Consider the following 24,351-nt stretch of genomic DNA (forward strand, 5'->3'; position numbering starts at 1 on the left):
TGCTGATGAGGAGTGCCTTGATGCCGCAACGTCCCAATTTTCTCGTGATCCTGGCCGATGACATGGGCTTCTCCGACCTCGGTGCGTTTGGCGGGGAAATTTCCACGCCGCACCTGGACGCTCTGGCGCTGAACGGCCTGCGCCTGACCGACTTCCACACTGCCCCGACGTGCTCGCCTACCCGCTCGATGCTGCTCACCGGCACCGACCACCATATCGCCGGTATCGGCACCATGGCCGAGGCACTGACCCCGGAGCTGATCGGCAAGCCCGGCTACGAGGGCTACTTGAATGACAAGGTGGTGGCACTGCCGGAGCTGCTGCGCGAGGCCGGTTATCAGACACTGATGAGCGGCAAGTGGCACCTGGGCCTGACCGCCGAACTGGCGCCCCACGCCCGCGGTTTCGAGCGTTCGTTCTCGCTGCTGCCGGGGGCGGCCAACCACTACGGCTTCGAACCGACCTATAACGACGACACCCCGGGCCTGCTCAAATCCACCCCGGCGCTGTACATCGAAGACGACCGGTTCGTGGAGCAACTGCCTAAGGACTTCTATTCCTCCGATGCCTTCGGCGACAAGCTGCTGCACTATCTCAAGGAGCGCGACCAGGCCCGGCCGTTCTTCGCCTACCTGCCGTTTTCCGCGCCGCACTGGCCGTTGCAGGCGCCTGCGGACATCGTCGAGAAGTACCGTGGCCGCTACGACGCCGGCCCCGAAGTGCTACGCCTGGAACGCCTGGAAAAACTCAAGGCATTGGGGCTGATCGACGCCAATGTCGAACCCCATCCGTTGATCGAACTGAACACCCAGTGGGCCGCCTTGAGCGACGAACAGCGCCAGGTCTCGGCGCGGGCCATGGAGGTGTATGCGGCGATGGTCGAGCGCATGGACTGGAACATCGGCCGAGTGGTGGATTACCTGCGCCAGCAGGGGCAGCTGGACAATACCTTCATTGTGTTCATGTCCGACAACGGCGCCGAAGGTGCGCTGTTGGAGGCGTTCCCCAAGTTCGGGCCGCAGTTGCTCACCTACCTCAACCAGCATTACGACAACAGCCTGGACAATATCGGCCGCGCCAATTCCTATGTCTGGTATGGCCCGTCATGGGCGCAGGTGGCGACGGCGCCGTCGCGGTTGTTCAAGGCGTTCACCACCGAGGGCGGGATTCGCGTGCCGGCGCTGGTGCACTATCCGCAGTTGTCGCTCAAAGGTCGTATCAGCCATGGTTTCGGCACGGTGATGGACATCACGCCGACCATCCTCGACCTGGCCGGCGTGCGCCATCCGGGCAAACAATGGCGTGGCAAGCCGGTGGCGCCGCTGCGGGGCAAGTCGTGGCTGGGCTTCCTCTCTGGCGAGACCGCCCAGGTGCACGACGACAACACCGTAACCGGCTGGGAACTGTTCGGCCGCCGCGCGATTCGCCAGGGCCAGTGGAAAGCCGTGTACATCCCCGGCCCGGTGGGCCCGGCGACCTGGCAACTGTATGACCTGGGCCAGGATCCCGGCGAAATTCACGACCTGGCCTTGAGTCATCCGGACAAGCTCGCCACGTTGATCGGCCACTGGCAGCAGTACGTCGACGAAACCGGCGTGGTGCTCAGCGCGTCGCCGTTTCAGCCGGATTGAGCCGGGCCTGGGGCGACGCCATGGGCTCAAGCCGATTGGCCCGCGCAAACGTGCCGAAATCATTGAAGCGCACGCCCATCTCGGCCATGACCTTATGTGCCACCTTGACCGTCATCTGGCGGATGTAGAACGGCTCCTTCACCACAAAATGGTGAATCCCGTGGGTGCTGCCGAAGTTGAAGCAGAACGCCTGCAACGGCCACAGCCACCACGGGTTCAGCACTTGGGTTTGCTGGATCACATTGCCCGGTTCCACATCGCCGTAGTAGTGCATGTTGGAGCTGACAAAGTGCAGGCAAAAGGTGCGCAGCACATTGGGGCCGATGATCACCACGGCGGCGATGTCGATCACCTGCATCATCTGCAAGGTGCCGGTGGACCAGTCGATCGGCGTGCCCAGCAGGCTGGCGATGCCGTTGGCGGCATGGAAGCCGAGGAAGATATACCACGCGCCCCAATGCAGCAGCGCCAAAGGTGCGTAGACCAGCAGCGAGCGCTTGAGGATCTTGAGTTTGTGGCCCCAGGTCTTGGCGCGCAGCATGCGGATAAACGCCGACATCACGTTATCGCCCACCATCAGCAACCGCGCCAGGCCCCAGGGCTCGCCGTTGGTGATCGCACGTTCCTCCATATCGGTCTCGGTGCCGGAGACCTTGTGGTGATTGAGGTGCAGGTGCCGACGGATCCACGGGTTGATGGTACTCGGCCGCGCCAGCCACACCAGGCCCATCATCAGGTTGTGGGCCACGCGCTGTTTACGAAAGTACATGCTGTGGATCAGGTCGTGTTCCAGCTCGTGGGTCAGTGAGGCCAGGAACGCATTGAGCAGCAGGCAGGTCCACCAGGCCATATGACCGCTGATATAGAGCGCCGCCGAGCCCATCATGCCGAGCAAGGCAAAGGCCAGGATACCCGCGCCCAGGGCGTCCTGATGCTGCAACCACGGGTGCCGGCGACGCAAGCGCACGCCTTCGGCGAGCACCACTTCACGGATATGCGCCGAACGCTGTTGCGCGTTCATCTGCTGGGGACTTGCAGAAGTACCGTCCATGCTCCCATCCTCTTATTCATTGAGGGTTACATCCTGCACCAGGGCTTCTTGCAGGACGCTAGCCCCACACGCCAACCTGTTGACCGCAAGCGCCAATCGCCATGACCGAACCGACTTCCCTCGCCAGCTGGACCCGCGCCCTGCGCAAGCAGCTCGATGCCCTGGGCCTCGACAGCGCCGCGCTGTGCGCCCAGGCCGGGCTTGATCCGCAGCAGATGGACGACCCCAACGCGCGTTACCCGCTGTCGGCCACCACGCGCCTGTGGGAACTGGCGGTGCAGGCCAGCGGCGATCCGGCCATCGGGTTGCGGGTGTCGCGGTTTGTCAGCCCGACCACCTTTCATGCGCTGGGTTATGCATTGGTGGCGAGCGGCAGCCTGCGCGAGGTGTTCGAGCGCATCGTGCGGTATCACCAGGTGGTCAGCGATGCCCTGAGCCTGGAACTCAGCGGCGATGGCGAGCGCTACCGCTTTCGCCTGCTGCAACCGCCAGGCAGCCCGGCGCCGGCGCTGGAAGCCATCGATGCGTTTGCCGCGATCTATGTGCGCACGTGCCGCAATCGCCTGGGCCGCGACTATGCGCCGCTGGCGGTTTACCTGCGGCGCCCGCAACCCGCCGACCCCAAGCCCTGGCACACGGTGTTCCGCGCACCGGTGTTTTTCGGCGCCGAGGAAGACCGCCTCGAATTCGCCGCCAGCGATTTCGACAGCCACCTGGACGACGCCAACCCGGAACTGGCCGAACACAACGAAACCGTGCTCAAACGCACCCTGGCGCAACTGCAACCGCTGACCTGGGAGCGCAAGGTGCGCGCGGCCATCGAGGCGCAACTGCCCGATGGCGAGCCGAGTGCCGAGCGGATTGCCCAGGCGCTGCACTTGAGTTTGCGCAGTTTGCAGCGGCATCTGGCGGATGAGGGGTGTCGGTTTGATGCGTTGCTCAATGAATGCCGGGAGAATCTGGCGTTGTTGCACCTGCGGGATCCGCAGTGCTCATTGGCGGAGATCAGTCATCTGTTGGGGTTTGCTGATACCAGCAGCTTTAACCGGGCGTTCAAGCGCTGGACGGGGATGACGCCGGGGCAGTTTCGGGATGGGTTGCGGTAAGGGGATATGTGGGGAGGCTGAAGGTCTCATCGGGGCATGGGTATCTACACAACTTTTCAGCCCCTGACAAATCTCACTGTGGCGAGCGGGCTTGTCCCGCGCTGGGCTGCGTAGCAGCCCCAAAACCAGCCTCTACAGAGTGTCTGATACACCGCGTTCTTCTTTACTGGGGCTGCTACGCAGCCCGGCGCGGGACAAGCCCGCTCACCACAACAGCCCTATCTGCCGGGCGCTCAGTGTTGAGCCCAAGTTGTGTAGATACCTATGCTCATCGGGGGCAAGCCCCCACATTTGAAATGCGTTCTCCTGTGGGAGGGGGCTTGCTCCCGATGGCAATCTTTCAGGCACTACAGTGACGGGATCAATCAGCGACCCCGATCCCGCCGCAACAGTTTCCTGACCCGCATCACCAACCCCTTGGCCTCAAACGGCTTGAGCAGGTAATCATCCTCATGCAGCTCCAAGCCGCGCAGGCGATCTTCAATCCCGCCCGGCGTGGTCAGGAACAACACCGGCGTCTCACCCTTCTGCCGGATGGCCTGCTGCAGCTTCCAGGCATTCAGGCCAGGCAACATCACATCCAGGATCACCAGGTCGTATTCGGCGCTTTCGACAAAGCGCTGCGCCGCCATGCCGTTGGCCGCGACTTCCACGGTGTAGCCGGCCTCGTTCAATCCCCGGGCCATCCGCTGTGCCTCTTCGGATTCATGTTCCACTAACAGCACACGCATAACACACCTCGATTGATCAGGTTTGCAGGCTAACACCCTCAGGTGTGCGCCGCCTCTCGTAGCCGCTGCGCATCGAGGATTTCGATCTCGCCGTAGCCCAGGCGCACGATGCCCTGGGCTTGCAGGTCCTTGAGCAAGGCATTGGTGGTCTGGCGCGACAGGCTCAACATCGCCGCCAGGTCTTCCTGGGGCAGTTGCAGCACGCGTTTTGAAGGCGCCATGTCGCCGTAGCCCTCAACAATCATCAACAGCCGGTGGGCCAGGCGCACCGAAGCGGGCATCAGGCTGAGCTGTTCGAGGCCGATAAAACTCAGGCGCAGCTTCTGGCTCATCAGCAACGCCAGGTCGCGCCAGTAGCAAGGGGATTGATCGAGGATCTTCAGCAGCGCCTGCTGCGGCACCTGCACCAGCGTGCACGGCCCCGTGGCGCAGGCGTCGTGGGTGCGCGGCAAGCCGTCGAACAGGCAGATCTCGCCGAACCAGTAGGGCGCCCCCACCAGGCTCAACAGCGCTTCCTTGCCGTGCTCATTCACCGCACTGACACGCAACGTGCCGTCGAGCACCGCATACAAGCCGCAGGGCGGGTCGCCGCGCTTGAACAGGTATTGACCCGCCGTCAGCTGCCGCAGCCGCGCATGGGCCAGCAGACTATGCTGGAAAGGTACGGGCAGGTGACTGAACCAGTGGCCGACGGCCAACCGGGAGTGCCATTGCGTCGCATCCATGAGAACTCCGAAGATTGTCGCCCAACTGACAGTTAGTCCCAGGCTGACAGGGCATGATCAAACATCCTACAGGAGGAACAACAATGAAAAGCCTCGTCGATCACCTCAGTCAATACGCCGCGTACCACCGCGACCCACGCAATATCGCCAGCCACTTCATCGGCATCCCGCTGATTGTGGTCGCCGTGGCTGTGCTGCTGTCACGCCCCGAATGGGCTGTGGGTGGGCTGTGGCTTTCCCCGGCAGTGATAGTGGCGCTGTTTTCCGCGTGGTTTTACCTGCGGCTTGAATTGGCCCTGGGCGCGCTGATGACGGTGTTGATGGGATTGTCGGTGTGGGCCGGGCACGTGTTGGCGGCGCAGAGCACGATGGTGTGGCTCAGCAGCGGGGTGGGAATGTTCGTGGTGGGCTGGGTGATTCAGTTTGTCGGGCATTACTACGAAGGCAGGAAGCCGGCGTTTGTGGATGACGTGTCGGGGCTGATTGTGGGGCCGCTGTTTGTGGTGGCGGAGGTGGCGTTTTTGCTGGGGCTGCGCCAGGGTTTGAAGCAGCAGATCGAAGAGCGCTCGGGACCGGTGGTTCGCCGCGATCTGGAGCCGAGACAGATCTGAATATGGGAGGGGGCTTGCTCCCGATTGCAGTGGGTCAGCAGCAGATAAGCTGGCTGAAACACCGCTATCGGGAGCAAGCCCCCTCCCACATTGAACCTGTTTCACATCGGGATTTTTGTTTGGGGCTCAGGCTTTTTGCCAGACCTTGGGCTTGAAGAACAAGGTCTCGCCTCGTACCAAACCAGTCAGGCTGTCGTGGTCCTTCACCACTTCGGCTTCGATCAGCTCGCTCTGGCCTTCGACCTTCAAGGTGACCCGCGTGGTCGCGCCCAACGGACGAATATCACGCACTTCGGCCGCGTGATGATCTTCCAGTTCGTGGCGCGACAGCGACACTTCGTGGGGGCGGAACAGCACGTGCCGGTCTTCACCCAGGTGCAGGCGGTTGGAGTCGCCAAGGAAGTGGTAGACGAAATCGCTGGCCGGGTTTTCGTAGACGTCGCCCGGTGAGCCGATCTGCTCGATCACGCCCTTGTTCATCACCACGATGCGGTCGGCGACTTCCATGGCCTCTTCCTGGTCGTGGGTCACGAACACCGAGGTCAGGTTGATGTCTTCGTGCAGGCGCGCCAGCCAGCGGCGCAGTTCCTTACGCACCTTGGCGTCGAGGGCGCCGAAGGGTTCATCCAGCAGCAGCACCTTCGGCTCGACCGCCAACGCACGGGCCAGGGCGATACGCTGGCGCTGGCCACCGGAGAGTTGTTCCGGGTAACGGTCGGCCAGCCAGTCCAGCTGCACCATGTTCAGCAGTTCGTGAACCTTGGCCGCAATCTGGCTTTCGTTCGGGCGCTGGTTCTTCGGCTTCATGCGCAGGCCGAAGGCGACGTTGTCGAACACGGTCATGTGGCGGAACAGCGCGTAGTGCTGGAACACAAAACCGACGTTGCGATCACGCACGTCGTGGCCGGAGACGTCTTCACCGTGGAACACGATGCTGCCGTCATCCGGGGTTTCCAGGCCGGCGATGATGCGCAGCAAGGTGGTCTTGCCGCAGCCGGAAGGCCCAAGCAAGGCCACCAGTTCGCCACTCTGGATATCCAGGTTGATGCTGTCCAGGGCCTTGAAGGCGTTGAAGTTCTTGCTGACGTTACGGACTTCGATCGACATGACTTATTCCTCAGCCGCACTGGCGCGCAGGCGATTAATACGGTTCTCGCTCCACTGCTTGAGCAGCAGGATGAAGAGCGCCAGGATCAGCAGCAGACTCGCCACCGCAAACGCGGCAACGTGGTTGTATTCGTTGTAGAGAATCTCGACGTGCAGCGGCAAGGTGTTGGTCACGCCGCGAATATGGCCGGACACCACCGACACCGCGCCGAACTCCCCCATGGCCCGCGCGGTGCACAGCACCACGCCGTAGATCAGGCCCCATTTGATATTCGGCACGGTGACATGCCAGAACATCTGCCAGCCATTGGCGCCCAGCAGGCGTGCGGCCTCTTCTTCCTGGGTGCCCTGCTCCTGCATCAGCGGGATCAGTTCGCGGGCGACGAACGGCACGGTGACGAAGATGGTCGCCAGTACGATGCCGGGCAAAGCGAACACGATCTGGATGTCATGCTCCTGCAACCAAGGGCCAAACAGGCCCTGGGCGCCGAACATCAGCACGTAGACCAGGCCGGCGATCACCGGGGAGACCGAGAACGGCAGGTCGATCAGCGTCACCAGGATGCTCTTGCCACGGAACGAGTACTTACTCACGCACCAGGCCGCACTGACGCCGAATACCAGGTTGAGCGGCACCGAAATCAGCACGGCGATCACCGTGAGTTTCAGTGCGGACAACGCGTCCGGTTCAAGGATTGCGGTGAAAAACGCCCCGAGGCCGTTCTTCAAGCCCTGGGACACCACGATAAACAGCGGCAGCAGCAGGAACAGGAAGAACACCAGCCAGCCCAGGCTGATCAGGATGCGCCGGGAAACAGCGCTGCCACGGCGGGCTGCGTTGGCCGAGGATGCCGCGGAAATAGACGATTGGGACATGTTCCGCGCCTCCTTATGGACGTTCGATGCGCCGCTGCAACAAGTTGATCAGCAGCAGCAGGACAAAGGAAACCACCAGCATCAGTACGCCAATGGAGGTGGCGCCGCGGTAGTCGTACTGGTCGAGCTTGACCATGATCAGCAACGGCAGGATCTCGGTTTTCATCGGCATGTTGCCGGCGATGAAAATCACCGAACCGTACTCACCGACGCCACGGGCAAACGCCAGGGCGAAACCGGTCAGCCAGGCGGGCAGCAGCGCGGGGACGAGGATGTAGCGGAACACCTGCAACGGCTTGGCGCCCAGGCAGGCGGCGGCTTCTTCGATTTCCCGGGGGATATCCGCGAGTACCGGCTGCACCGTGCGCACCACGAACGGCAGGGTCACGAAGGTCAGCGCCAGGGTGATGCCCAAGGGGCTGTAGGCGATCTTGAAGCCCAGGTCGGCGGCGAACTGGCCCACCAGGCCGGTCGGCGTGTACAGCGCAGTCAGGGCAATACCGGCCACGGCGGTGGGCAGGGCGAACGGCAGGTCGATCATCGCATCGATGATCTTGCGGCCGGGGAAGGTGTAGCGCACCAGCACCCAGGCCAGCAGCGTGCCGATCACGCCGTTGATCAGGGCGGCGTACAGCGCGGTGCTGAAGCTCAGCTTCAACGCCGCCAGCACACGGGGTGCGGAGATGATGTTCCAGAACTGATCCCAGGTGAGTTGAGCGGCGTGTACGAACATCGCCGCGAGGGGGATGAGTACGATCAGGCTGAGGTACACCACGGTGTAGCCCAGCGTCAGCCCGAAGCCGGGTATGACGGGGGAAATACGACGCGACATAAGAGTCCTTGGTTAAAGGTAGAAACCACTGTAGGAGCGAGCTTGCTCGCGAAGACCTCAAGGGCACCGCGCTCATTCAGAATGCCCGCGTCATCGTTGACGATCTTCGCGAGCAAGCTCGCTCCTACCGGTACTTTGGCTTACTGCGCCGTGTAGATCTGGTCGAACACGCCACCGTCGTTAAAGAATTTCGGCTGGGCAGTTTTCCAGCCGCCGAAGTCTTTGTCGATAGTCACCAGGTCCAGTTTCGGGAACTGCTGGGCGTATTTGGCGGCCACTTTTGCATCCCGTGGGCGGTAGAAGTTCTTCGCCGCAATCTCCTGGCCAGCCGGGCTGTACAGGTGCTTGAGGTATTCAGTGGCGATCTCGGTGTTGCCCTTTTTCTCGGCGTTCTTGTCGACCACGGCCACCGGCGGCTCCGCGAGGATCGACAGGGACGGCACGACGATGTCGAACTTGTCGGCGCCGCCGTCTTCTTTCAGGGCCAGGAACGCCTCGTTTTCCCAGGCCAGCAACACGTCGCCCTGACCGTTGTTGACGAAGGTAATGGTCGAACCGCGCGCGCCGGTGTCGAGGATCGGCACGTGCTTGAACAGCTCCTTGACGTATTCCTGGGCCTTGGCTTCGCTGCCACCGGATTTCAGGCCGTAGGCCCAGGCGGCAAGGAAGTTCCAGCGCGCACCGCCGGAGGTTTTCGGGTTAGGCGTGATCACGGAAACGTCTTTCTTGATCAGATCGCCCCAATCCTTGATGCCTTTAGGGTTGCCCTTGCGCACCAGGAACACGATGGTCGAGGTGTATGGGGTGCTGGCGTCCGGCAGGCGGGTCTGCCAGTTCTCCGGCAGGGTCTTGCCCAGCTTGGCGATTTCGTCGATGTCACCGGCCAGGGCCAGGGTCACCACGTCGGCGCGCAGGCCGTCGATCACTGCCCGGCCTTGCTTGCCCGAACCACCGTGGGATTGCTGGATCTTGACGTTATCGCCGGGGTGGGACTGTTTCCAGAAGTTGGTGAACTCAGCGTTGTAGTCCTGGTACAACTCACGGGTAGGATCGTACGAGACGTTGAGCAACTCGTAGTCCTTGGCAACGGCGGAACCGGCAAACACGGCGCTGGCCAGGGCGGCCAGGGCATAACGGCGAATCGACGACATAGAAGCTCCTGAAAATTCTGGGTGTTGGCTTTTTCTTATAGTGACGGGGTCTATCGCCGTTATTGCTTAGCTCGGTTTGTTACCCGGGTTCTGCAAACGGAATTTTTCCTTGCGTTCGATCTGTACCACTTGAGCGTTGTGCACAGTGATTTCCACCGCGCCAAACCGCAGATCGCGCAAGGCGCTCTGGATCTCGCGCAAAATGGCTGCTTCGTCCTGGCCGTCGACGCTACGTAGAGATGCGCTCATGGTCTCGCTCCTGAAATGAATAGTGCCTCGCAGTGGCGGCACTGCTTGCGGCGTAGGGCGATAGTAGATAAGCGCGGATATTCTTAAAAATACTATTTAAGAATGTTTATATAACCAGAAAGAATTTTCTGGCAGGACGTGGGGTTGCGCGCTTGTTTTGCGCCCAAGCGCTGAAATAACGCCTTGTGAATATCCAAATGTGGGAGGGGGCTTGCCCCGATGGCGGTCTATCAGTAACAAATGTTCAGACTGGCACACCGCTATCGGGAGCAAGCCCCCTCCCACATTTGAATGCATTTCAAGGCTGGAGAGTGGGTGCGCAGTTCCAATCAATCTCGTCCGCCGGCATCGGCCGCCCAAACCAGTACCCCTGGCCCATATCGCAGTGCTGCTCCAACAAGAACCGCGCCTGCTCCACCTGTTCGATCCCCTCGGCATGCACCTGCATGCCCATGCTTTTCGCCAGGGCGATCACCACCCGCACAATGGCGGCATCGTCTTCGTCCCACGGCAGCCCGGCGACAAAGCCCTGGTCGATCTTGAGTTTCTGCACTGGCAGGCGCTTGAGGCGCAGCAGGGAGGAATAGCCGGTGCCGAAGTCATCGATGGCCAGGCGCAAGCCCAGTTCGCGCAGGCGGTGCAGTTGTTCCAGGGCCACTTCGGGGTCGTCCATCACCGCGCTTTCGGTGACTTCCAACTCCAGGAAGGCCGGATCCAGACCGGTATCGTGCAGCACCTGGGCGACTTGATCGTAGAGTTCGCGCCGGGCAAACAGGCGGCTGGATACATTGATTGCAATAAAGCTCAGCGGCGCGCCGTCGGCCAGCCATCGGCACATCTGTCGGCAGGCCTGGTCCATCACCCATCCATCGATCTCGGCAATCAACCCGGTGCGTTCGGCGATGGGGATGAAATCACCCGGCGGCACCAGGCCACGCTCGGGGTGTTGCCAGCGCACCAGTGCTTCGACGCCGATCAGGCGGCTGGTGTGCAAGTCGTGCACCGGTTGGTAGTAGACGCGCAACTCCTGCTGTTCGAGGGCGCGGCGCAGTTCGCTGGCGATTTCCACCCGGTTCTGCGCATGGGCGGTGAGTTCTTCGGTGTACAAGGCGTAGCCTTCGCGGCCCACGCTTTTAGCCTTGAAGAGCGCGGAATCGGCGTTGCGCAACAATTGCTCGGCGCTCAGGGCATCATTGGGGAACAGGCTGATGCCAATGCTGGCGCTGATAAACAGCTGATGGCCGTCAAAGATGAACGGCTGCTTCATCACATCCAGCATGCGCTGTGCCAAAGCCGCCGCCTGCACCACCTGTGAGCAGTTTTCCGCGAGCACCGCAAACTCATCCCCGCCCAGGCGCGCCAGGGTCACGCCGGGGCCGAACAGCGCCTTGAGCCGCTCGCCCACCAGCTTGAGCAACTGGTCGCCCACATTATGGCCAAGGCTGTCGTTGATGATCTTGAAGTGATCCAGGTCCAGCAACAGTAGGGCGCAGCCGCGCTTGTGGAGTTGCGCCGAGGCCAGCGCCTGCTCGGCACGGTCGGTGAACAGCAGGCGGTTGGGCAGGTCGGTCAGCGGGTCGTGGTGGGCCAGGTGGGCCAGTTCGTGCTCGGAATCCTTGATGGCGCTGATGTCGGAAAACACCGCGACGTAATGGCTGATATGGCCCAGGTCATCGTGAATCACGCGAATGGTTTGCCACTGTGGATAAATCTCACCGCTTTTGCGCCGATTCCAGATTTCACCGCTCCATTCACCGGTGTGTTCCAGGGTCTGGAACATCTTTTGATAGAAATTCGACGAATGGCGACCGGACTTGAACAGGCTCGGCTGCCGGCCCATGACGTCTTCGCACTGGTAGCCGGTGATTTCCATGAAGGCCCGGTTCACATGCACGATCAGGCCCTTGGCGTCGGTGACCAACACCCCTTCGCGGGTGCAATCGAACACGGCAGCAGCTTGGCGCAGGCGCTCGCGGTTCTCTTTCAAGGGTTGCTGCTGGTCGGCCCGGGCAGATCGGGCACAGATCAGGTAGATCAACCAGGCACTGAGCGCGACCCACACATAACCGCGCACCTGCAACCACCGGTGCAGGTCGGTCGGATTATCGAGAAACTCGATCAATACCCGATGAGTGAGGCCTATCCAGACGCTCGAAGCCAGCAGGTATACCAGCCCAGCACGCAGGGCTCCTCGGTATGAAAACAGCATATGCCCAGTAATCCTTACTAAAAGCCCAGAATCGTCCTACAAAGAATGGGGATTATAGGATATGTAACATCTCGTAAGTCTTATCTGAAAGGGCCGCTGGTTTTCTCTGTAGGCTTAGTGATAATGCGTGTGCTGTTCTTTTCTTTATCTGAGGGCCATACAGCCTATGTGGTACAACGGTTTTCTTGACTTGTCGGCCTGGCAACTGGTGGCAGTCACCCTGTTGATGACCCACGTGACCATCGTTGGGGTCACGGTCTATCTGCACCGCTATTCAGCCCATCGCTCCCTGGAGCTCAATGCCGGCCTGAAACACTTCTTCCGCTTCTGGCTGTGGCTGACCACGGCGCAGAACACCCGCGAGTGGACCGCCATCCACCGCAAGCACCACGCCAAGTGCGAGACCGTCGACGACCCGCACAGCCCGGTGATCAAGGGCCTGTCCACCGTATTGCGCAAAGGCGCCGAGCTGTACCGTGCCGAGGCCGAAAACCCCGAGACCCTGCGCATCTACGGCAAGAACTGCCCGGACGACTGGATCGAGCGCAAGATCTACACTCCTTATCCGCTGCTGGGTGTGGCGATCATGGGCGTGATCGACCTGCTGCTGTTCGGCGCCATCGGCATCACCATCTGGGCAATCCAGATGATGTGGATTCCGTTCTGGGCCGCCGGCGTGATCAACGGCCTGGGCCATGCCGTGGGCTATCGCAACTTCGAATGCCGTGACGCCGCCACCAACCTGGTGCCGTGGGGCATCATCGTCGGGGGCGAAGAGCTGCACAACAATCACCACACCTACCCCAACTCGGCCAAGCTGTCGGTGAAGAAGTGGGAATTCGACCTGGGCTGGGCATGGATCAAGGTGTTCAGCTTCCTGCGCCTGGCCAAGGTGCAGCGCGTGGCACCGATTGCCCACCGCGTGGAAGGCAAGGGTCACCTGGACATGGACACCGCCATGGCGATCCTCAACAACCGCTTCCAGATCATGGCCCAGTACCGCAAGTTGGTGATCGGCCCGTTGGTCAAGCAGGAGCTGGAAAAAGTCGATCACTCGGTGCGCCACCAGTTCCACCGCGCCAAACGCCTGTTGTCGCGGGAAACCAGCCTGCTGGATGACCGCCACCACCTGCGTATCCAGAGCATGCTGGAACACAGCCAGGCGCTGAAAGTGATCTACGAAAAACGCCTGGCGCTGCAGCAGATCTGGCTCAAGACCAGCTCCAACGGCCACGACATGCTCGCCGCCATCAAGGAATGGGTGCACGAGGCCGAGTCCAGCGGCATCCAGTCCCTGCGGGATTTTGCCCACCAATTGAAGACCTATTCGCTGCGTCCTGCGGCGGTCTGACAGTCGCGTGGGAGGGCTTGCCCTCCCACCCATCAGCTTTTTGGCGTCATTTCTCGGACACCGTCAATCGAGCCTGTTGACGGAACTTCACTGCAATTCGCCTCTCTCAATGAACACTTCGCCATCATGGTGGCCCCTTGTAGTGACCGCTGCTCGATCTTGCGGCGCGCCCAGAGAGAGTTGTGCCGATGGTTCTCGAAAAGCCCTTCACCGCCGACAGCCCTACCGCTGACCCTCCGCGTCCGGCCGCGGCAGCAACCCTGCTGGCACTGGTACATGCCCAGGGCGAAGTCGAGCGACTGAGTGAGCGCGAACAATTGCTCAGTTCTCTGCTGGTCAGCGTAAACGCCGTGCTGTGGGCCATAGATTGGCAAACCCGCCGCGTGCTCTACGTGAGCCCGGCATACGAGCGGATTTTTGGACGTGCCGCCGGCCTGCTGCTGGCCGACCACCGCGAATGGCGCAACAGCATTCACCCCGAAGACCTCGACTACGCCGAACACAGCCTGGCGCGCGTGCTGGAGCAGGGAGCCGTGGAAGACCGCGAGTACCGCATCATCACCGCCGACGGGCAGATCCGCTGGCTGAGCGACAAGTGCTACATCAACCAGCAGGTCGAACCCGGCGAGCCGGTGATCGTCGTCGGCATGGCCGAAGACATCACGGAAAAAAAACAGCTGGAACTGGAGCTGCACCGTCTCGCCACCACCGATGTGCTGACCCAGAGCAGCAACCGCCGACACTTCTTCGAATGCGCCAACCAGGCCTTCGACAGCGCCTGCGCCCAAGGCGCGCCGCTGGCCTTCCTGCTGCTGGACATCGATGACTTCAAGGACGTCAACGACACCTACGGCCACCTGGAGGGCGACCAAGTGCTGCGGCGTATCGCCGAGAGCGGTCGCGGGGTCCTGCGCCGTGGCGACCTGTTCGGGCGCATTGGCGGCGAAGAGTTCGCGGCCGTTCTGCCGGGTTGCGCGCCGGAGATGGCGCTGCAAGTGGCTGAGCGCTTGGGCAGGGAGATCCAGGAACTGAGTTTCAGCTATGAAGGCCAGGCGTTCAGCGTGACCATCAGCCAGGGCCTGGCCAGCCTGACCGAGGAAGACTCCACCCTGGACAGCCTGTTCGCCCGCGCCGATGCCGCCATGTATGAGGCCAAGCGCCTGGGCAAGAATCGCGTCATCGCTGGCTGAATGCAGATCACTGTGGGAGGGGGCTTGCCCCAATGCCGGTCAGTTAAGGGACAGAACGGACAACCCGTCACCTGTGGCGAGCGGGCTTGTCGAATCGTCGCTCCGCCCGCGTTGGGCTGCGCAGCAGCCCCAAAACCAAGCGCAGAGGAGTGCCTGATACACCGCATTTTGTCTTTATTAGGGGCGCTTCGCACCCCAGCGCGGGACAAGCCCGCTCACCACAAGAATGCGGTTGCCTGAAATTGTTTATGCAAGACTCAAGATTTTAGAGTGAAATTTTTTACCCTTTAAAATCAGTAAGTTATTTTAAATTTGATAAGAACTGGCTTGCTTCTGATCGACACAAAAAAACCCGCCGAAGCGGGTTTTTCTTATCGATCAGGCCAACTGCCGCTTACAGCTCGGAGAAGCACTCTTCGATGATCGCCAAGCCTTTGTCCAACTGCTCGTCCGGCGAGGTCAGCGGCACCAGTACGCGCAACACGTTGCCGTAGGTGCCGCAGGACAGCAGGATCAGGCCCTTGTCACGCGCCTTGGCCACCACGGCGGCAACGGCTGCGGCGTTTGGCTTGTGGCTGTCGCCGTCTTCGAACAACTCGACCGCGATCATCGCGCCCAGGGCACGCACGTCACCGATCACCGGGTACTTGGCTTGAATCGCCTTGAGGCCAGTCACCAGGCGCTCGCCGACAGCCTTGCAGCGGTCCAGCAGGTGCTCTTCCTCAAACACGTCCATCACCGCCAGCGCAGCGGCGCAAGCGATCGGGCTACCGGCGTAGGTGCCGCCCAGGCCACCTGGGGCAATGGCGTCCATGTATTCGGCCTTGCCGCACACACCGGCCAGCGGGAAACCGCCAGCGATGGATTTGGCGAAGGTGGTCAGGTCGGCGGCAACGCCCATCTGTTCCATGGCGAAGAAGGTACCGGTACGGCCGGCACCGGTTTGCACTTCGTCGGCGATCAGCAGGATGCCGTGCTTGTCGCACAGTTCGCGCAGGCGCTTCATGAACGGCTTCGGCGCGACGTAGAAACCGCCTTCGCCTTGGACCGGCTCGATGATGATGGCGGCAATATCACGCGGCTCGGCATCGTTCTTGAAGATGCGTTCGATGCTGGCGATGGAGTCGTCGTCGCTGACACCGTGCAGTTCGTTCGGGTACAGCGCGCGGAACACGCCGCCGGGCATCAGGCCCATGCCGGCCGAGTAAGGCACGACTTTACCGGTGAGACCCAGGGTCATCATGGTACGGCCGTGGTAGGCGCCGGTGAAAGCGATCACGCCGGCACGGCCAGTCGCGGCACGGGCGATTTTCACGGCGTTTTCAACGGCTTCGGAACCGGTGGTGACCAACAGGGTTTTCTTGGCGAAATCGCCGGGGACCTTGGCGTTCACTTTTTCGCACACTTCGACGTACGGCTCGTAGGCCAGTACCTGGAAGCACGTGTGGGTCAGCTTGTTCAACTGTTCGGTCACGGCGGCGATGATTTTCGGGTGCACGTGGCCGGTGTTCAGCACGGCGATACCGCCGGCGAAGTCGATGAACTCGCGACCTTCAACGTCGGTCACGGTGGCGTTCTTCGCGGATTCGGCGAAGATCGGGTGAATCTGGCCAACACCGCGCGGTACAGCGGCTTCGCGGCGTTTCATCAGGGAAGCGTTGGTTTTGCTCATAAAGTCCTCATTCGCCACTCATCGGGTGGCGTTGTTCAAGGAATACGTGGCGGGGAGGCAACTACGGCAGCATGCGATGATCGACTGCCACAGCTTTCCCGGCCACTACGAATAACGATGTGAAACACGCAAAGGGTCAGCGCTCTCGTGCCCTTTGCGTTTGCTGCAATCTCTTACGGGGCTTAGATGCCCAGGCAGAGGTATTTGATTTCCAGGTAATCCTCGATCCCGTACTTGGAGCCTTCACGGCCCAGGCCCGAAGCCTTGATGCCGCCGAACGGCGCCACTTCGTTGGAGATCAACCCGGTGTTGACGCCGACCATGCCGTATTCCAGGGCTTCGGCCACACGGAACACACGGCCCAGGTCGCGGGCGTAGAAGTAGGAAGCCAGGCCAAACTCGGTGTCGTTGGACATCGCGATCACTTCAGCTTCGTCTTTGAAGCGGAACAGCGGCGCCAGCGGGCCGAAGGTTTCTTCCTTGGCGACGGCGGCGTTCTTCGGCACGTCGACCAGGATGGTCGGCTCAAAGAAGTTGCCTTCCATGACCTTGCCACCGGCCAACAGCTTGGCGCCTTTGCTCAGGGCGTCGGCGATGTGTTCCTGGACCTTGGCCACGGCTTTTTCGTCGATCAGCGGACCGGTGGTGGTGCCTTCTTCCAGACCGTTGCCGATCTTCAATTTGGCCACCGCGACTTTGAGTTTTTCGGCGAACGCGTCGTACACCGAATCCTGGATGTACAGGCGGTTGGCGCAGACGCAGGTCTGGCCGTTGTTGCGGTACTTGGAGATGATCGCGCCTTCGACGGCCTTATCCAGGTCCGCGTCGTCGAACACGATAAACGGCGCGTTGCCGCCCAGCTCCAGGGAAACTTTCTTGATGTCCTTGGCGCATTCGGCCATCAACTGGCGACCGATTTCGGTCGAGCCGGTGAAGGACAATTTGCGCACGATCGGGTTGCTGGTCAGCTCGCCGCCGATGTCGCCAGCGCTGCCGGTGACCACGCTCAGCACGCCTTTCGGGATACCGGCACGGTGCGCCAGCTCAACCAGGGCCAGGGCCGAGAACGGCGTTTGCGAAGCCGGCTTGATCACCATGGTGCAACCGGCGGCCAGGGCCGGGCCAGCTTTACGGGTGATCATCGCGGCCGGGAAGTTCCACGGGGTGATGGCGGCGGTCACGCCGATAGGCTGCTTGATCACGATCAGGCGCTTGTCGGGCTGGTGGCCGGGAATCACGTCACCATAGATGCGCTTGGCTTCTTCGGCGAACCACTCGATAAAGGACGCGGCGTAGACGATTTCGCCCTTGGCTTCGGCCAATGGCTTGCCTTGTTCCAGGGTCATCAGGCGACCGAGGTCGTCCTGGTTTTCGATCAACAGCTCGAACCAACGGCGCAGCTTGTTGGCGCGCTCCTTGGCGGTCAGCGCACGCCAGGCCGGCAGCGCCTTGTCGGCGGCTTCGATAGCACGGCGGGTTTCCGCGGCGCCCATCTTTGGCACGGTGCCGATAATCTCGCCCGTGGCCGGGTTGTTGACCTTGATGGTCGATCCGTTGTCCGCATCCACCCAAGCGCCATCGATAAAGGCCTGCTGGCGGAACAACTGGGAATCTTTGAGCTGCATGTCGGCTTTCCTTAACAGCACCGCGCGCACGCGGAGCGAATTAGAGTTGTTGAAAGGCGCCTTGTGGGCTGCCGTCAGGGAAATCAGCCCCCGCGCGCGATCAGTGAATAGCGCACGCACGAGAGACAGAGCGTTTGAAATCTCAAACGAATCCTAGGATCAATGGGGGTACAGGGCAATAGTCTGTTCGAAAAAAAGAACGAAAACGGCGCATTTGCCGGACTTTTCTGATCAGCGTGATTCGAGCGCGTTCCGCCGTGTTGACCAACGGCGCCCGGCGCAGGGCCTCTGCGCGGCAAATGCCTACGTTTGAACGGCCAAAGACCGGCATGGACGCCCAAGGTCGACATGGGTATGATGTCGCCCGCACAAGCATCCGTAGCTCAGCTGGATAGAGTACTGCCCTCCGAAGGCAGGGGTCGTGGGTTCGAATCCCGCCGGGTGCACCATATAGCAGTCTCGGGCTGTCTCAGACAGTCTACGAAACACCCCAAGAAGCCCGCCCTGTGCGGGCTTTCTTGTTTCTGGCTATCCATCCCTGTCTCCCCCTATAACTTCCCGCCATGTATGCCCACGTGTATGCTTTGCGATTCCTATAACTGGAGGCATACAGGAAGTGAAGCGCACTGAAATCAAACGCCGCCCCTTAGCAGACACCACGCTTGCAGGCCTGGAGCCCGAGCACACAACGTATCGCGAGCAGGACGGGAATGGCCTGTACTTCCGGGTGAAACCTAACGGGCAGAAATCATGGGAGCTGCGCTACAAAAAGCCAGACGGCAAATGGTCTTGGCTGGGGCTCGGCGGCTACCCGGAAATCAGCGGCTCATTGGCGAGACAGAAAGCAGCTCAACTACGCGAAGACGCATCGACCGGCAAAAATCCATTGGTGAGCAAGCAGGCTCGGAAGGTTGCAGACCAGGTTGCTGCCAACAACACCTTTGAAGCGTTAGGGCGCGAGTGGTTTGAGGCCAGACGCACAAGCTGGGAATCAGGTACGTCTCGACGGGTACTTGGCGCACTTGAGCTTCACGTGTTCCCCATCTTCGGAAAACGCGTGTACACAGAAATATTGCCCCTGGAATGGATGGAGTTTCTACGCGGCATGGAGCAGAAGGGGATCATTGAACAAATGGGCCGAGTTCGTGCCTTTTGCAAAGAGATCTATGACCTGGCCCGCGTAACAGGACGAGCCGTCCACAATCCCCTTGAAGGTCTCAGCAAATTCCTGCAATCACGTAGCGCTGAAAACTATGCACACGTTTCGATTGAAGAACTGCCTGCGCTACTTCGAGCGATCAACTCCTACCCTCACGCAAAGGACGTTCGTATTGGGCTTCGCTTGCTTTCCTTATTAGCATCGCGCCCAAGCGAGATCCGCGAAGCACGCTGGTCAGAAATCGACTTCTCCAAAAAGCTATGGACGATCCCAGCCGAGCGAATGAAACGTCGTCGCGAACATGTGGTGCCTCTCTCTAGACAGGCAATTGAAGCGCTCACTGAGTTACGAACACTGACAGGTGCGTACCCTCTCCTATTTCCAGGCAGGAAAGACAGGACAATCCCTCGTAGCAATACAGTCTTTCTAATGGCGCTCCGCAGACTGGGATATGCCGGTCGGCAAACAGGTCACGGCTTTCGTCACATCGCGAGCACCATACTCAATGAGCAGGGTTTCGATGAAAACCACATTGAGGCCCAGCTCTCTCATGCAAAGGAGGGTATTGCCGGGGTCTATAACAAAGCGGTGTACCTGCCTCAGCGTAGAGTGATGATGCAGTGGTACGCCGATCACCTTGATGCCCTAGTGATTGGAAATGTGGTGCAGGGCCAATTTGGAAAGGCGGTATGAGAGCACATACCCAGCCCCCCTCCAAAACCGGTGTAACGGGTGTTACTCGTGTAACGCCCATAGTCAAACGCCCGGTTTCATTGGCCTCCACGCCTGTTACACAGTTGAGCGACATAGCGTACATCCGATGTAACGCTGCCCCTGCGTGTAACGCAAAAGTCAGCGCTCAGGTGCTGCGGGCAGACGTTTTTCGCCTGATCGCTACCGAGCGACCTTCGCTGGCTCCGCCCTTCAAGCGCAGGGCGTGGGACTTTCGGTTACACAGCGCCTGAGACACTTGGCAACGACTGATCGCCAAACCGTATTGCATTCGGCGCTAAGCAGCGGCCTGCTCAAATCTCTCTCAGGGCAACCGCGCTTTGATCTCTGCCGTGGACGGGTCGCTGACGCCTGCCACCTGATCGATCAGTGCTAGCTACGCAATTACTAAACTGCCGCGTTCACCCTGCGTTGCCCCCATATTGACTACACATTGACCGGTCTAGGGGAAAAGTAGTTTTCTTCATCTAGATAAATGTATAGATAGATACCCCTGTATCCATAACCAGGGGTTATCCATGAATGATCATAGCTGCAAGTCCGCAAATCCCACCGAAATCCGATCCTACGAAACAAGCGATCTGAACGCCAAGCGAACCAGTCATTTTACCGCAGATCCTTCAGCAATTCTGATCCGCATGCCGGAAGTAATGGCCATAGTTGGGTTAGCGCGCCCAACGATTTACAAACTAATGCAGCAAGCGGATAGCGGCTTCCCACTTCCAGTAAAACTCAGCGCTAGTAACGCCCGTAGCGCTCCCGTCGCATGGGTACTGGCTGAAGTTTTAGATTGGACGCGTGCACGAATCGCAGCTCGAGACAGGGTGGCGGCATGAAAAATCGTGTCGCCAATAGGGCCATCTTGCAGCCCTTTTCTGTACTCAGAACAGTCGAATTTAAGCCTCGGTGGATGCAACGCTTCGAACGCTACCGTACGGAGCAAAAACGCCTGGGCCGTGACGTTTTGGTGATGCGCTGGGCAGACGGCATCTGGTGCGCATTGTCAGTTCCTTGCCAAGCCCCGCAAGCAATCATCGTCGACGAAGGCCAACAGAATGACGCCTACGAAGATGCACGCGCCTGTCTCGAAGGCGACCTGTTGCCCTTTGTCTCCCTGCGCTGGGAAGTCCATGCCTGAAACGAAAACGCCCCCGGCGGCAACCGGAGGCGTAGAGGTAAATCTACATGCCTGACCAATTTATGCCCAGTCGAAAAAATCCGCAAGCGATCCACACAGTTGCACTTTCAAAAACCGGACGTTACTCTCTGCCTGTCGCTGCAAATTCAGCGACCGGGTTTGACGGCCCGTTCAACAATAGGCGCACAGGCGCCCCCATTACGATTGCAGGCGCTTTTTTTGTGCCCGCATCTCCGTTTTATGGTGGCTGTGCGTGGGAGACCTTCGGGTCTGCCGGGTTCCTATTGTCCCGGCCCGTCAACCTGCGCACAGCTGCCACCCTAATTCGTTTGACGGCGAACCGTGGCAGCTCCTCAACAATAGGAGTTTCGCCCCATGCACGCCCTCAATCCGTCCAAAATTCGCGCCGCTGCTCATCGAGCTATGGCTCTCGCCGCTTTACACGCCAACTCCAGCCTCGCTACACGCCTCTCCCGTTACAACGCCCATATGTCCAAAGCGCGAGCTCTGGAAGCCGCAGGGGGTGCCCAATGAGCATGCTTCCAGGCTTTGCACTACCCGAGGATCTGCTCTGCGTCAGCCAAGACGCCGAAGCTGGCCTACCTATCGACGCAATCACCTGTGCGCTCGACCGTGCCGACTCCGTTCTCATGCTGCTGGAAGACCACTTAGACGGGGATAAACCCCTGCTCTCCAACCGCGTGCTGTCGTCCGTTATTTGGGACGTGCGTGGCACCTTGGGCCTTATCAAAAAACTCACCATGTATGGTGATGCCTCTTCTGTGCCGATGGGCCAGAAAGGCGGTGCGCTGTGACCCACTCCAGCACGCTTGGACGCTCCGAGTTTTCCCCTGCCAACGGTAACGGCCAAAACCTGTTTTGGGTGAATGCCGGTATCCCGCTAGAGGACGCACTAGAAGCCGTCTCCCAAATTCTGCACCACGCCAATAAACTGATCCTCGATGCCGCCATCAGCGATGCGGGCGAGCGTTTTAGTTGGCCTGCGTTCTACCTCGGCGAGATGGCCAAGGCGCTGATCGACGACGTGAACGAGGCGCTGCTTGAGTCGAGGACCGCACTATGACTCAGCGCACCGGCAACACCTCAAAACGTCCAAGCTTTGCCGACGTAAAAAGTGCCGCACTGAAGAACATCGACCGTGTGCTAGCGCACTGGCTGCCGAACGGCAAACGCGTCGACGGCGGCAAGGAATACACAGCACCAAACCCGACGCGCACGGACAAACGTGCAGGTTCACTCAAGGTGAATTTGAGCAAAGGTACCTGGGCGGATTTTGCCACCGGCGATAAGGGCGGCGACCTGATCGACCTGGTGCGTTATATCGATGGCGGCACGGACGTGGAGGCCTGCAAAAAACTGGCGGATCTGCTCAGCGTTTCCGCAGGTTCAGCGACAACCAAAAGCGCACCGACCAAGAACGCAACGCCGGAGTGGGTCGCGATTCAGCCGATCCCGGCCGAGGCCATGAACAAGTGCCCAGCCAAACACCGGCAACACGGTGTTCCGTCCAAGGTGTGGATCTATCGCGATGCACAGGGCCAACCGGTCATGGCGCTGTATCGCTTCGACCTGGGCCCCGATGAGGACGGCAAACCGCAGAAGGTCTTTGCGCCGTTGACCTGGTGCAAGCGCTCCGATGGGCAAACCACACAATGGCGCTGGCAAGGATTGCCGGCCCCTCGGCCTCTGATGCGCCTGGATGAACTGGCACAACGCGCCGACGCACCCGTTGTTCTTTGTGAGGGTGAAAAGGCCGCTGACGCCGCCGCCGAACTGATGCCCGACTACGTCGCCACCTGCTGGCTGAACGGCTCCAACTCTTGGCACAAGGCCGACCTGACGCCACTCAAAGGGCGCACTGTGGTGCTGTGGCCGGATAACGATGCCAGCGGTAAGACCTGCATGGACGCCATCGAGCTCAAGCTGATTGAGCTGGGCGCCGCTTCAGTGCAACGAGTCTCGCTCGACGTGTTCAAGCTCAAGCCCAGCAGCAAAGGTGGCAAGCCGACATTGATCAAGGGTGGCAAATGGGCGGATGGCGATGATGCAGCGGACGCGTTAGCCAAAGGTTGGACCGCTGGCCACGTGACCGAGCTGGTGCGTAACGGCGAGTTTTTCGGCACCGTCACTGAGCCCACTGAGCCCCAAGAACCGAAGACTAAGGCACCTGCAAAACGTCCTGCGAAATCAAAAAATGATCTGTTGCCGGGCGGCTTTCGCCTGACCCCTGATGGGGTGTTTTATTCCGGTGATGATGGCGAGGCGCGCCCTGTGTGTTCGCCTCTCGAAATCATCGCCCGCACTCGCGACGACAAGGGCCACAACTGGGGCTTGCTTGTTGAATTCGACGACCCAGACGGCGCCAAAAAACGCTGGAACATTCCGGCCCGAACCATGACCGGCGACTTCGGCAAAGACGTACTCGGCCCGCTGGTAGACATGGGCCTGCGCCTTGCCGGAAGCCGATCAGGGCGCAACGCACGCAATGACCTGCAGAGTTACCTTGGCGGCTTCGATAGCGCCCAGCGCGCACGCTTGGTGACGCGCTTGGGCTGGCACGACAATGCGTTTCTATTGCCCGAACAACAGATCGGCTCGCACGCCGAACACCTGCATTTTTATGAAGCCGGTGCTCAGTTGCCACCGATCAGCGAGGCGGGCTCTCTTGAGCAATGGCAGCAGCAAATCGGCGCGCTGTGCGTTGGTAATCACCGCTTGGCGTTTGTCGTCTCTGTGGCCTTTGCAGGGCCTCTGCTGAATCTGCTTGGGCATGAGTCGGGCGGCTTCCACCTGTACGGCGACAGCTCCGGCGGCAAGACCACCCACTTGCAGGTCGCGGCCTCGGTCTATGGCGGGCCGCGCCTGGTGCGCTCATGGCGCTCAACAGATAACGCTCTGGAGTCCATCGCTGCCGCACACTCAGACGGCCTCTTGGTGCTGGATGAAATCGGTATGTGTGACCCGCGCATCATTGGCGAAACGGTTTACATGCTGGGCAATGGCACCGGTAAGGCCCGTGCGAATGATCGAGGACAAGCGGGACGACAGGTGCAGGAGTGGCGTTTGCTGTTTCTCTCGACTGGCGAGAAGACGTTGGCGCAGCACATGGCGGATGCAAACAAGGAGCTGAAAGCCGGTATGGAGGTGCGCATGCTCGCCGTGCCAGCGGATGCCAGCAAAGGCC

The 24,351-nt window shown here is 60.5% G+C and carries 22 protein-coding genes and 1 tRNA gene; 12 read left to right on the forward strand and 11 right to left on the reverse strand.

The annotated features are described in order from the left end of the window. The first annotated feature begins 20 nt into the window (after positions 1 to 20). On the forward strand, positions 21 to 1,631 hold the full coding sequence (locus BFP99_RS25860; protein WP_065926329.1) for an arylsulfatase: 1,611 nt from the start codon (positions 21 to 23) through the stop codon (positions 1,629 to 1,631). On the opposite strand, the gene BFP99_RS25865 is transcribed toward BFP99_RS25860, so the two are convergent. Further along, positions 1,603 to 2,682 (reverse strand): fatty acid desaturase, encoded by a 1,080-nt coding sequence (locus tag BFP99_RS25865; RefSeq protein WP_065948535.1) that lies wholly within the window; start codon positions 2,680 to 2,682, stop codon positions 1,603 to 1,605. The genes BFP99_RS25860 and BFP99_RS25865 overlap by 29 nt on opposite strands. Positions 2,683 to 2,783: 101 nt before the next feature. On the opposite strand from BFP99_RS25865, the gene BFP99_RS25870 reads away from it, so the two are divergent. Further along, positions 2,784 to 3,788, forward strand: coding sequence for an AraC family transcriptional regulator (locus BFP99_RS25870; protein ID WP_065948536.1), 1,005 nt, complete (start codon positions 2,784 to 2,786; stop codon positions 3,786 to 3,788). A 365-nt stretch (positions 3,789 to 4,153) separates the two neighbouring features. Here BFP99_RS25870 and BFP99_RS25875 read toward each other — a convergent pair whose 3' ends face one another. After that, positions 4,154 to 4,519 carry a response regulator gene (locus BFP99_RS25875; RefSeq protein ID WP_065926326.1) on the reverse strand — a complete coding sequence of 122 codons (366 nt, stop codon included), beginning with the start codon at positions 4,517 to 4,519 and terminating at the stop codon, positions 4,154 to 4,156. Positions 4,520 to 4,557: 38 nt separating this feature from the next. Then, entirely contained in the window at positions 4,558 to 5,244 is a 687-nt protein-coding gene (locus tag BFP99_RS25880) for a Crp/Fnr family transcriptional regulator (protein ID WP_065948537.1), read from the reverse strand. Positions 5,245 to 5,327: 83 nt separating this feature from the next. Between BFP99_RS25880 and BFP99_RS25885 the strand changes: the two genes are divergently transcribed. Next, positions 5,328 to 5,855 (forward strand): Mpo1 family 2-hydroxy fatty acid dioxygenase, encoded by a 528-nt coding sequence (locus BFP99_RS25885; RefSeq protein ID WP_065948538.1) that lies wholly within the window; start codon positions 5,328 to 5,330, stop codon positions 5,853 to 5,855. A gap of 126 nt (positions 5,856 to 5,981) precedes the next feature. Here BFP99_RS25885 and BFP99_RS25890 read toward each other — a convergent pair whose 3' ends face one another. From BFP99_RS25890 to dibA, 6 genes are all read right to left on the reverse strand, one after another. Next, positions 5,982 to 6,962 (reverse strand): sulfate/molybdate ABC transporter ATP-binding protein, encoded by a 981-nt coding sequence (locus BFP99_RS25890; RefSeq protein WP_065948539.1) that lies wholly within the window; start codon positions 6,960 to 6,962, stop codon positions 5,982 to 5,984. Positions 6,963 to 6,965: 3 nt separating this feature from the next. Continuing rightward, complete coding sequence (gene cysW, locus BFP99_RS25895) at positions 6,966 to 7,838, reverse strand: sulfate ABC transporter permease subunit CysW (protein WP_065926322.1); 873 nt, start codon at positions 7,836 to 7,838, stop codon at positions 6,966 to 6,968. A 13-nt stretch (positions 7,839 to 7,851) separates the two neighbouring features. Next, on the reverse strand, positions 7,852 to 8,670 hold the full coding sequence (cysT, locus tag BFP99_RS25900; RefSeq protein ID WP_027607868.1) for a sulfate ABC transporter permease subunit CysT: 819 nt from the start codon (positions 8,668 to 8,670) through the stop codon (positions 7,852 to 7,854). 140 nt (positions 8,671 to 8,810) lie between these two features. Then, complete coding sequence (locus BFP99_RS25905; protein ID WP_053137687.1) at positions 8,811 to 9,821, reverse strand: sulfate ABC transporter substrate-binding protein; 1,011 nt, start codon at positions 9,819 to 9,821, stop codon at positions 8,811 to 8,813. 66 nt (positions 9,822 to 9,887) lie between these two features. Then, on the reverse strand, positions 9,888 to 10,070 hold the full coding sequence (oscA, locus tag BFP99_RS25910; protein WP_003170956.1) for a sulfur starvation response protein OscA: 183 nt from the start codon (positions 10,068 to 10,070) through the stop codon (positions 9,888 to 9,890). Positions 10,071 to 10,368: 298 nt separating this feature from the next. Then, positions 10,369 to 12,279: a phosphodiesterase DibA gene (dibA, locus tag BFP99_RS25915; protein WP_065948540.1), complete on the reverse strand. Its 1,911-nt coding sequence runs from the start codon at positions 12,277 to 12,279 to the stop codon at positions 10,369 to 10,371. 166 nt (positions 12,280 to 12,445) lie between these two features. Between dibA and desA the strand changes: the two genes are divergently transcribed. Beyond that, positions 12,446 to 13,630 (forward strand): delta-9 fatty acid desaturase DesA, encoded by a 1,185-nt coding sequence (gene desA / locus BFP99_RS25920; RefSeq protein WP_065948541.1) that lies wholly within the window; start codon positions 12,446 to 12,448, stop codon positions 13,628 to 13,630. Positions 13,631 to 13,818: 188 nt separating this feature from the next. Beyond that, entirely contained in the window at positions 13,819 to 14,820 is a 1,002-nt protein-coding gene (locus BFP99_RS25925) for a GGDEF domain-containing protein (protein WP_065948542.1), read from the forward strand. Positions 14,821 to 15,214: 394 nt separating this feature from the next. On the opposite strand, the gene gabT is transcribed toward BFP99_RS25925, so the two are convergent. Together gabT and gabD are read right to left on the reverse strand one after the other, a co-directional pair. Then, positions 15,215 to 16,492: a 4-aminobutyrate--2-oxoglutarate transaminase gene (gene gabT, locus BFP99_RS25930; RefSeq protein ID WP_065926318.1), complete on the reverse strand. Its 1,278-nt coding sequence runs from the start codon at positions 16,490 to 16,492 to the stop codon at positions 15,215 to 15,217. A gap of 182 nt (positions 16,493 to 16,674) precedes the next feature. Further along, the gene (gabD, locus tag BFP99_RS25935) at positions 16,675 to 18,117 is read right to left on the reverse strand and encodes an NADP-dependent succinate-semialdehyde dehydrogenase (protein ID WP_065948543.1); all 1,443 of its coding nucleotides are present in this window, start codon (positions 18,115 to 18,117) and stop codon (positions 16,675 to 16,677) included. A 372-nt stretch (positions 18,118 to 18,489) separates the two neighbouring features. On the opposite strand from gabD, the gene BFP99_RS25940 reads away from it, so the two are divergent. From BFP99_RS25940 to BFP99_RS25965, 7 genes are all read left to right on the forward strand, one after another. After that, positions 18,490 to 18,566, forward strand: a tRNA-Arg gene (locus BFP99_RS25940). Positions 18,567 to 18,733: 167 nt separating this feature from the next. Further along, positions 18,734 to 19,969, forward strand: coding sequence for a tyrosine-type recombinase/integrase (locus BFP99_RS25945; protein WP_065948544.1), 1,236 nt, complete (start codon positions 18,734 to 18,736; stop codon positions 19,967 to 19,969). Between the two features lie 677 nt (positions 19,970 to 20,646). After that, a complete protein-coding gene (locus BFP99_RS33795; RefSeq protein ID WP_256098226.1) occupies positions 20,647 to 20,844 on the forward strand; it encodes a helix-turn-helix transcriptional regulator in 198 nt (65 codons plus the stop codon). Further along, positions 20,841 to 21,146: a hypothetical protein gene (locus BFP99_RS25950; protein WP_065948545.1), complete on the forward strand. Its 306-nt coding sequence runs from the start codon at positions 20,841 to 20,843 to the stop codon at positions 21,144 to 21,146. The genes BFP99_RS33795 and BFP99_RS25950 overlap by 4 nt, the downstream gene beginning before the upstream one ends. 530 nt (positions 21,147 to 21,676) lie before the next feature. Next, the gene (locus BFP99_RS25955; protein WP_065948546.1) at positions 21,677 to 21,961 is read left to right on the forward strand and encodes a hypothetical protein; all 285 of its coding nucleotides are present in this window, start codon (positions 21,677 to 21,679) and stop codon (positions 21,959 to 21,961) included. Further along, positions 21,958 to 22,230 carry a DUF3077 domain-containing protein gene (locus BFP99_RS25960; protein WP_065948547.1) on the forward strand — a complete coding sequence of 91 codons (273 nt, stop codon included), beginning with the start codon at positions 21,958 to 21,960 and terminating at the stop codon, positions 22,228 to 22,230. Before BFP99_RS25955 ends, BFP99_RS25960 begins: the two co-directional genes overlap by 4 nt. Then, positions 22,227 to 24,351 (forward strand): DUF927 domain-containing protein (locus BFP99_RS25965; protein WP_370737679.1); only part of this gene is annotated, 2,125 nt, incomplete at its 3' end. The genes BFP99_RS25960 and BFP99_RS25965, both read left to right, overlap by 4 nt.

It is taken from the genome of Pseudomonas sp. 1 R 17 (assembly GCF_900067035.1).
Classification (GTDB): Bacteria; Pseudomonadota; Gammaproteobacteria; order Pseudomonadales; family Pseudomonadaceae; genus Aquipseudomonas; species Aquipseudomonas marginalis.

Excerpts from the sequence above, each read along its gene's own strand:
- BFP99_RS25890 (WP_065948539.1), bottom strand. The coding sequence starts at position 6,962 with ATGTCGATCGAAGTCCGTAACGTCAGCAAGAACTTCAACGCCTTCAAG.
- BFP99_RS25880 (WP_065948537.1), bottom strand. The coding sequence starts at position 5,244 with ATGGATGCGACGCAATGGCACTCCCGGTTGGCCGTCGGCCACTGGTTC.
- BFP99_RS25925 (WP_065948542.1), top strand. The coding sequence starts at position 13,819 with ATGGTTCTCGAAAAGCCCTTCACCGCCGACAGCCCTACCGCTGACCCT.
- dibA (WP_065948540.1), bottom strand. The coding sequence starts at position 12,279 with ATGCTGTTTTCATACCGAGGAGCCCTGCGTGCTGGGCTGGTATACCTG.
- BFP99_RS33795 (WP_256098226.1), top strand. The coding sequence starts at position 20,647 with ATGCCGGAAGTAATGGCCATAGTTGGGTTAGCGCGCCCAACGATTTAC.
- BFP99_RS25860 (WP_065926329.1), top strand. The coding sequence starts at position 21 with ATGCCGCAACGTCCCAATTTTCTCGTGATCCTGGCCGATGACATGGGC.
- desA (WP_065948541.1), top strand. The coding sequence starts at position 12,446 with ATGTGGTACAACGGTTTTCTTGACTTGTCGGCCTGGCAACTGGTGGCA.
- gabD (WP_065948543.1), bottom strand. The coding sequence starts at position 18,117 with ATGCAGCTCAAAGATTCCCAGTTGTTCCGCCAGCAGGCCTTTATCGAT.
- cysW (WP_065926322.1), bottom strand. The coding sequence starts at position 7,838 with ATGTCCCAATCGTCTATTTCCGCGGCATCCTCGGCCAACGCAGCCCGC.
- BFP99_RS25875 (WP_065926326.1), bottom strand. The coding sequence starts at position 4,519 with ATGCGTGTGCTGTTAGTGGAACATGAATCCGAAGAGGCACAGCGGATG.
- gabT (WP_065926318.1), bottom strand. The coding sequence starts at position 16,492 with ATGAGCAAAACCAACGCTTCCCTGATGAAACGCCGCGAAGCCGCTGTA.
- BFP99_RS25950 (WP_065948545.1), top strand. The coding sequence starts at position 20,841 with ATGAAAAATCGTGTCGCCAATAGGGCCATCTTGCAGCCCTTTTCTGTA.
- BFP99_RS25905 (WP_053137687.1), bottom strand. The coding sequence starts at position 9,821 with ATGTCGTCGATTCGCCGTTATGCCCTGGCCGCCCTGGCCAGCGCCGTG.
- BFP99_RS25955 (WP_065948546.1), top strand. The coding sequence starts at position 21,677 with ATGAGCATGCTTCCAGGCTTTGCACTACCCGAGGATCTGCTCTGCGTC.
- BFP99_RS25870 (WP_065948536.1), top strand. The coding sequence starts at position 2,784 with ATGACCGAACCGACTTCCCTCGCCAGCTGGACCCGCGCCCTGCGCAAG.
- cysT (WP_027607868.1), bottom strand. The coding sequence starts at position 8,670 with ATGTCGCGTCGTATTTCCCCCGTCATACCCGGCTTCGGGCTGACGCTG.
- oscA (WP_003170956.1), bottom strand. The coding sequence starts at position 10,070 with ATGAGCGCATCTCTACGTAGCGTCGACGGCCAGGACGAAGCAGCCATT.
- BFP99_RS25885 (WP_065948538.1), top strand. The coding sequence starts at position 5,328 with ATGAAAAGCCTCGTCGATCACCTCAGTCAATACGCCGCGTACCACCGC.
- BFP99_RS25865 (WP_065948535.1), bottom strand. The coding sequence starts at position 2,682 with ATGGACGGTACTTCTGCAAGTCCCCAGCAGATGAACGCGCAACAGCGT.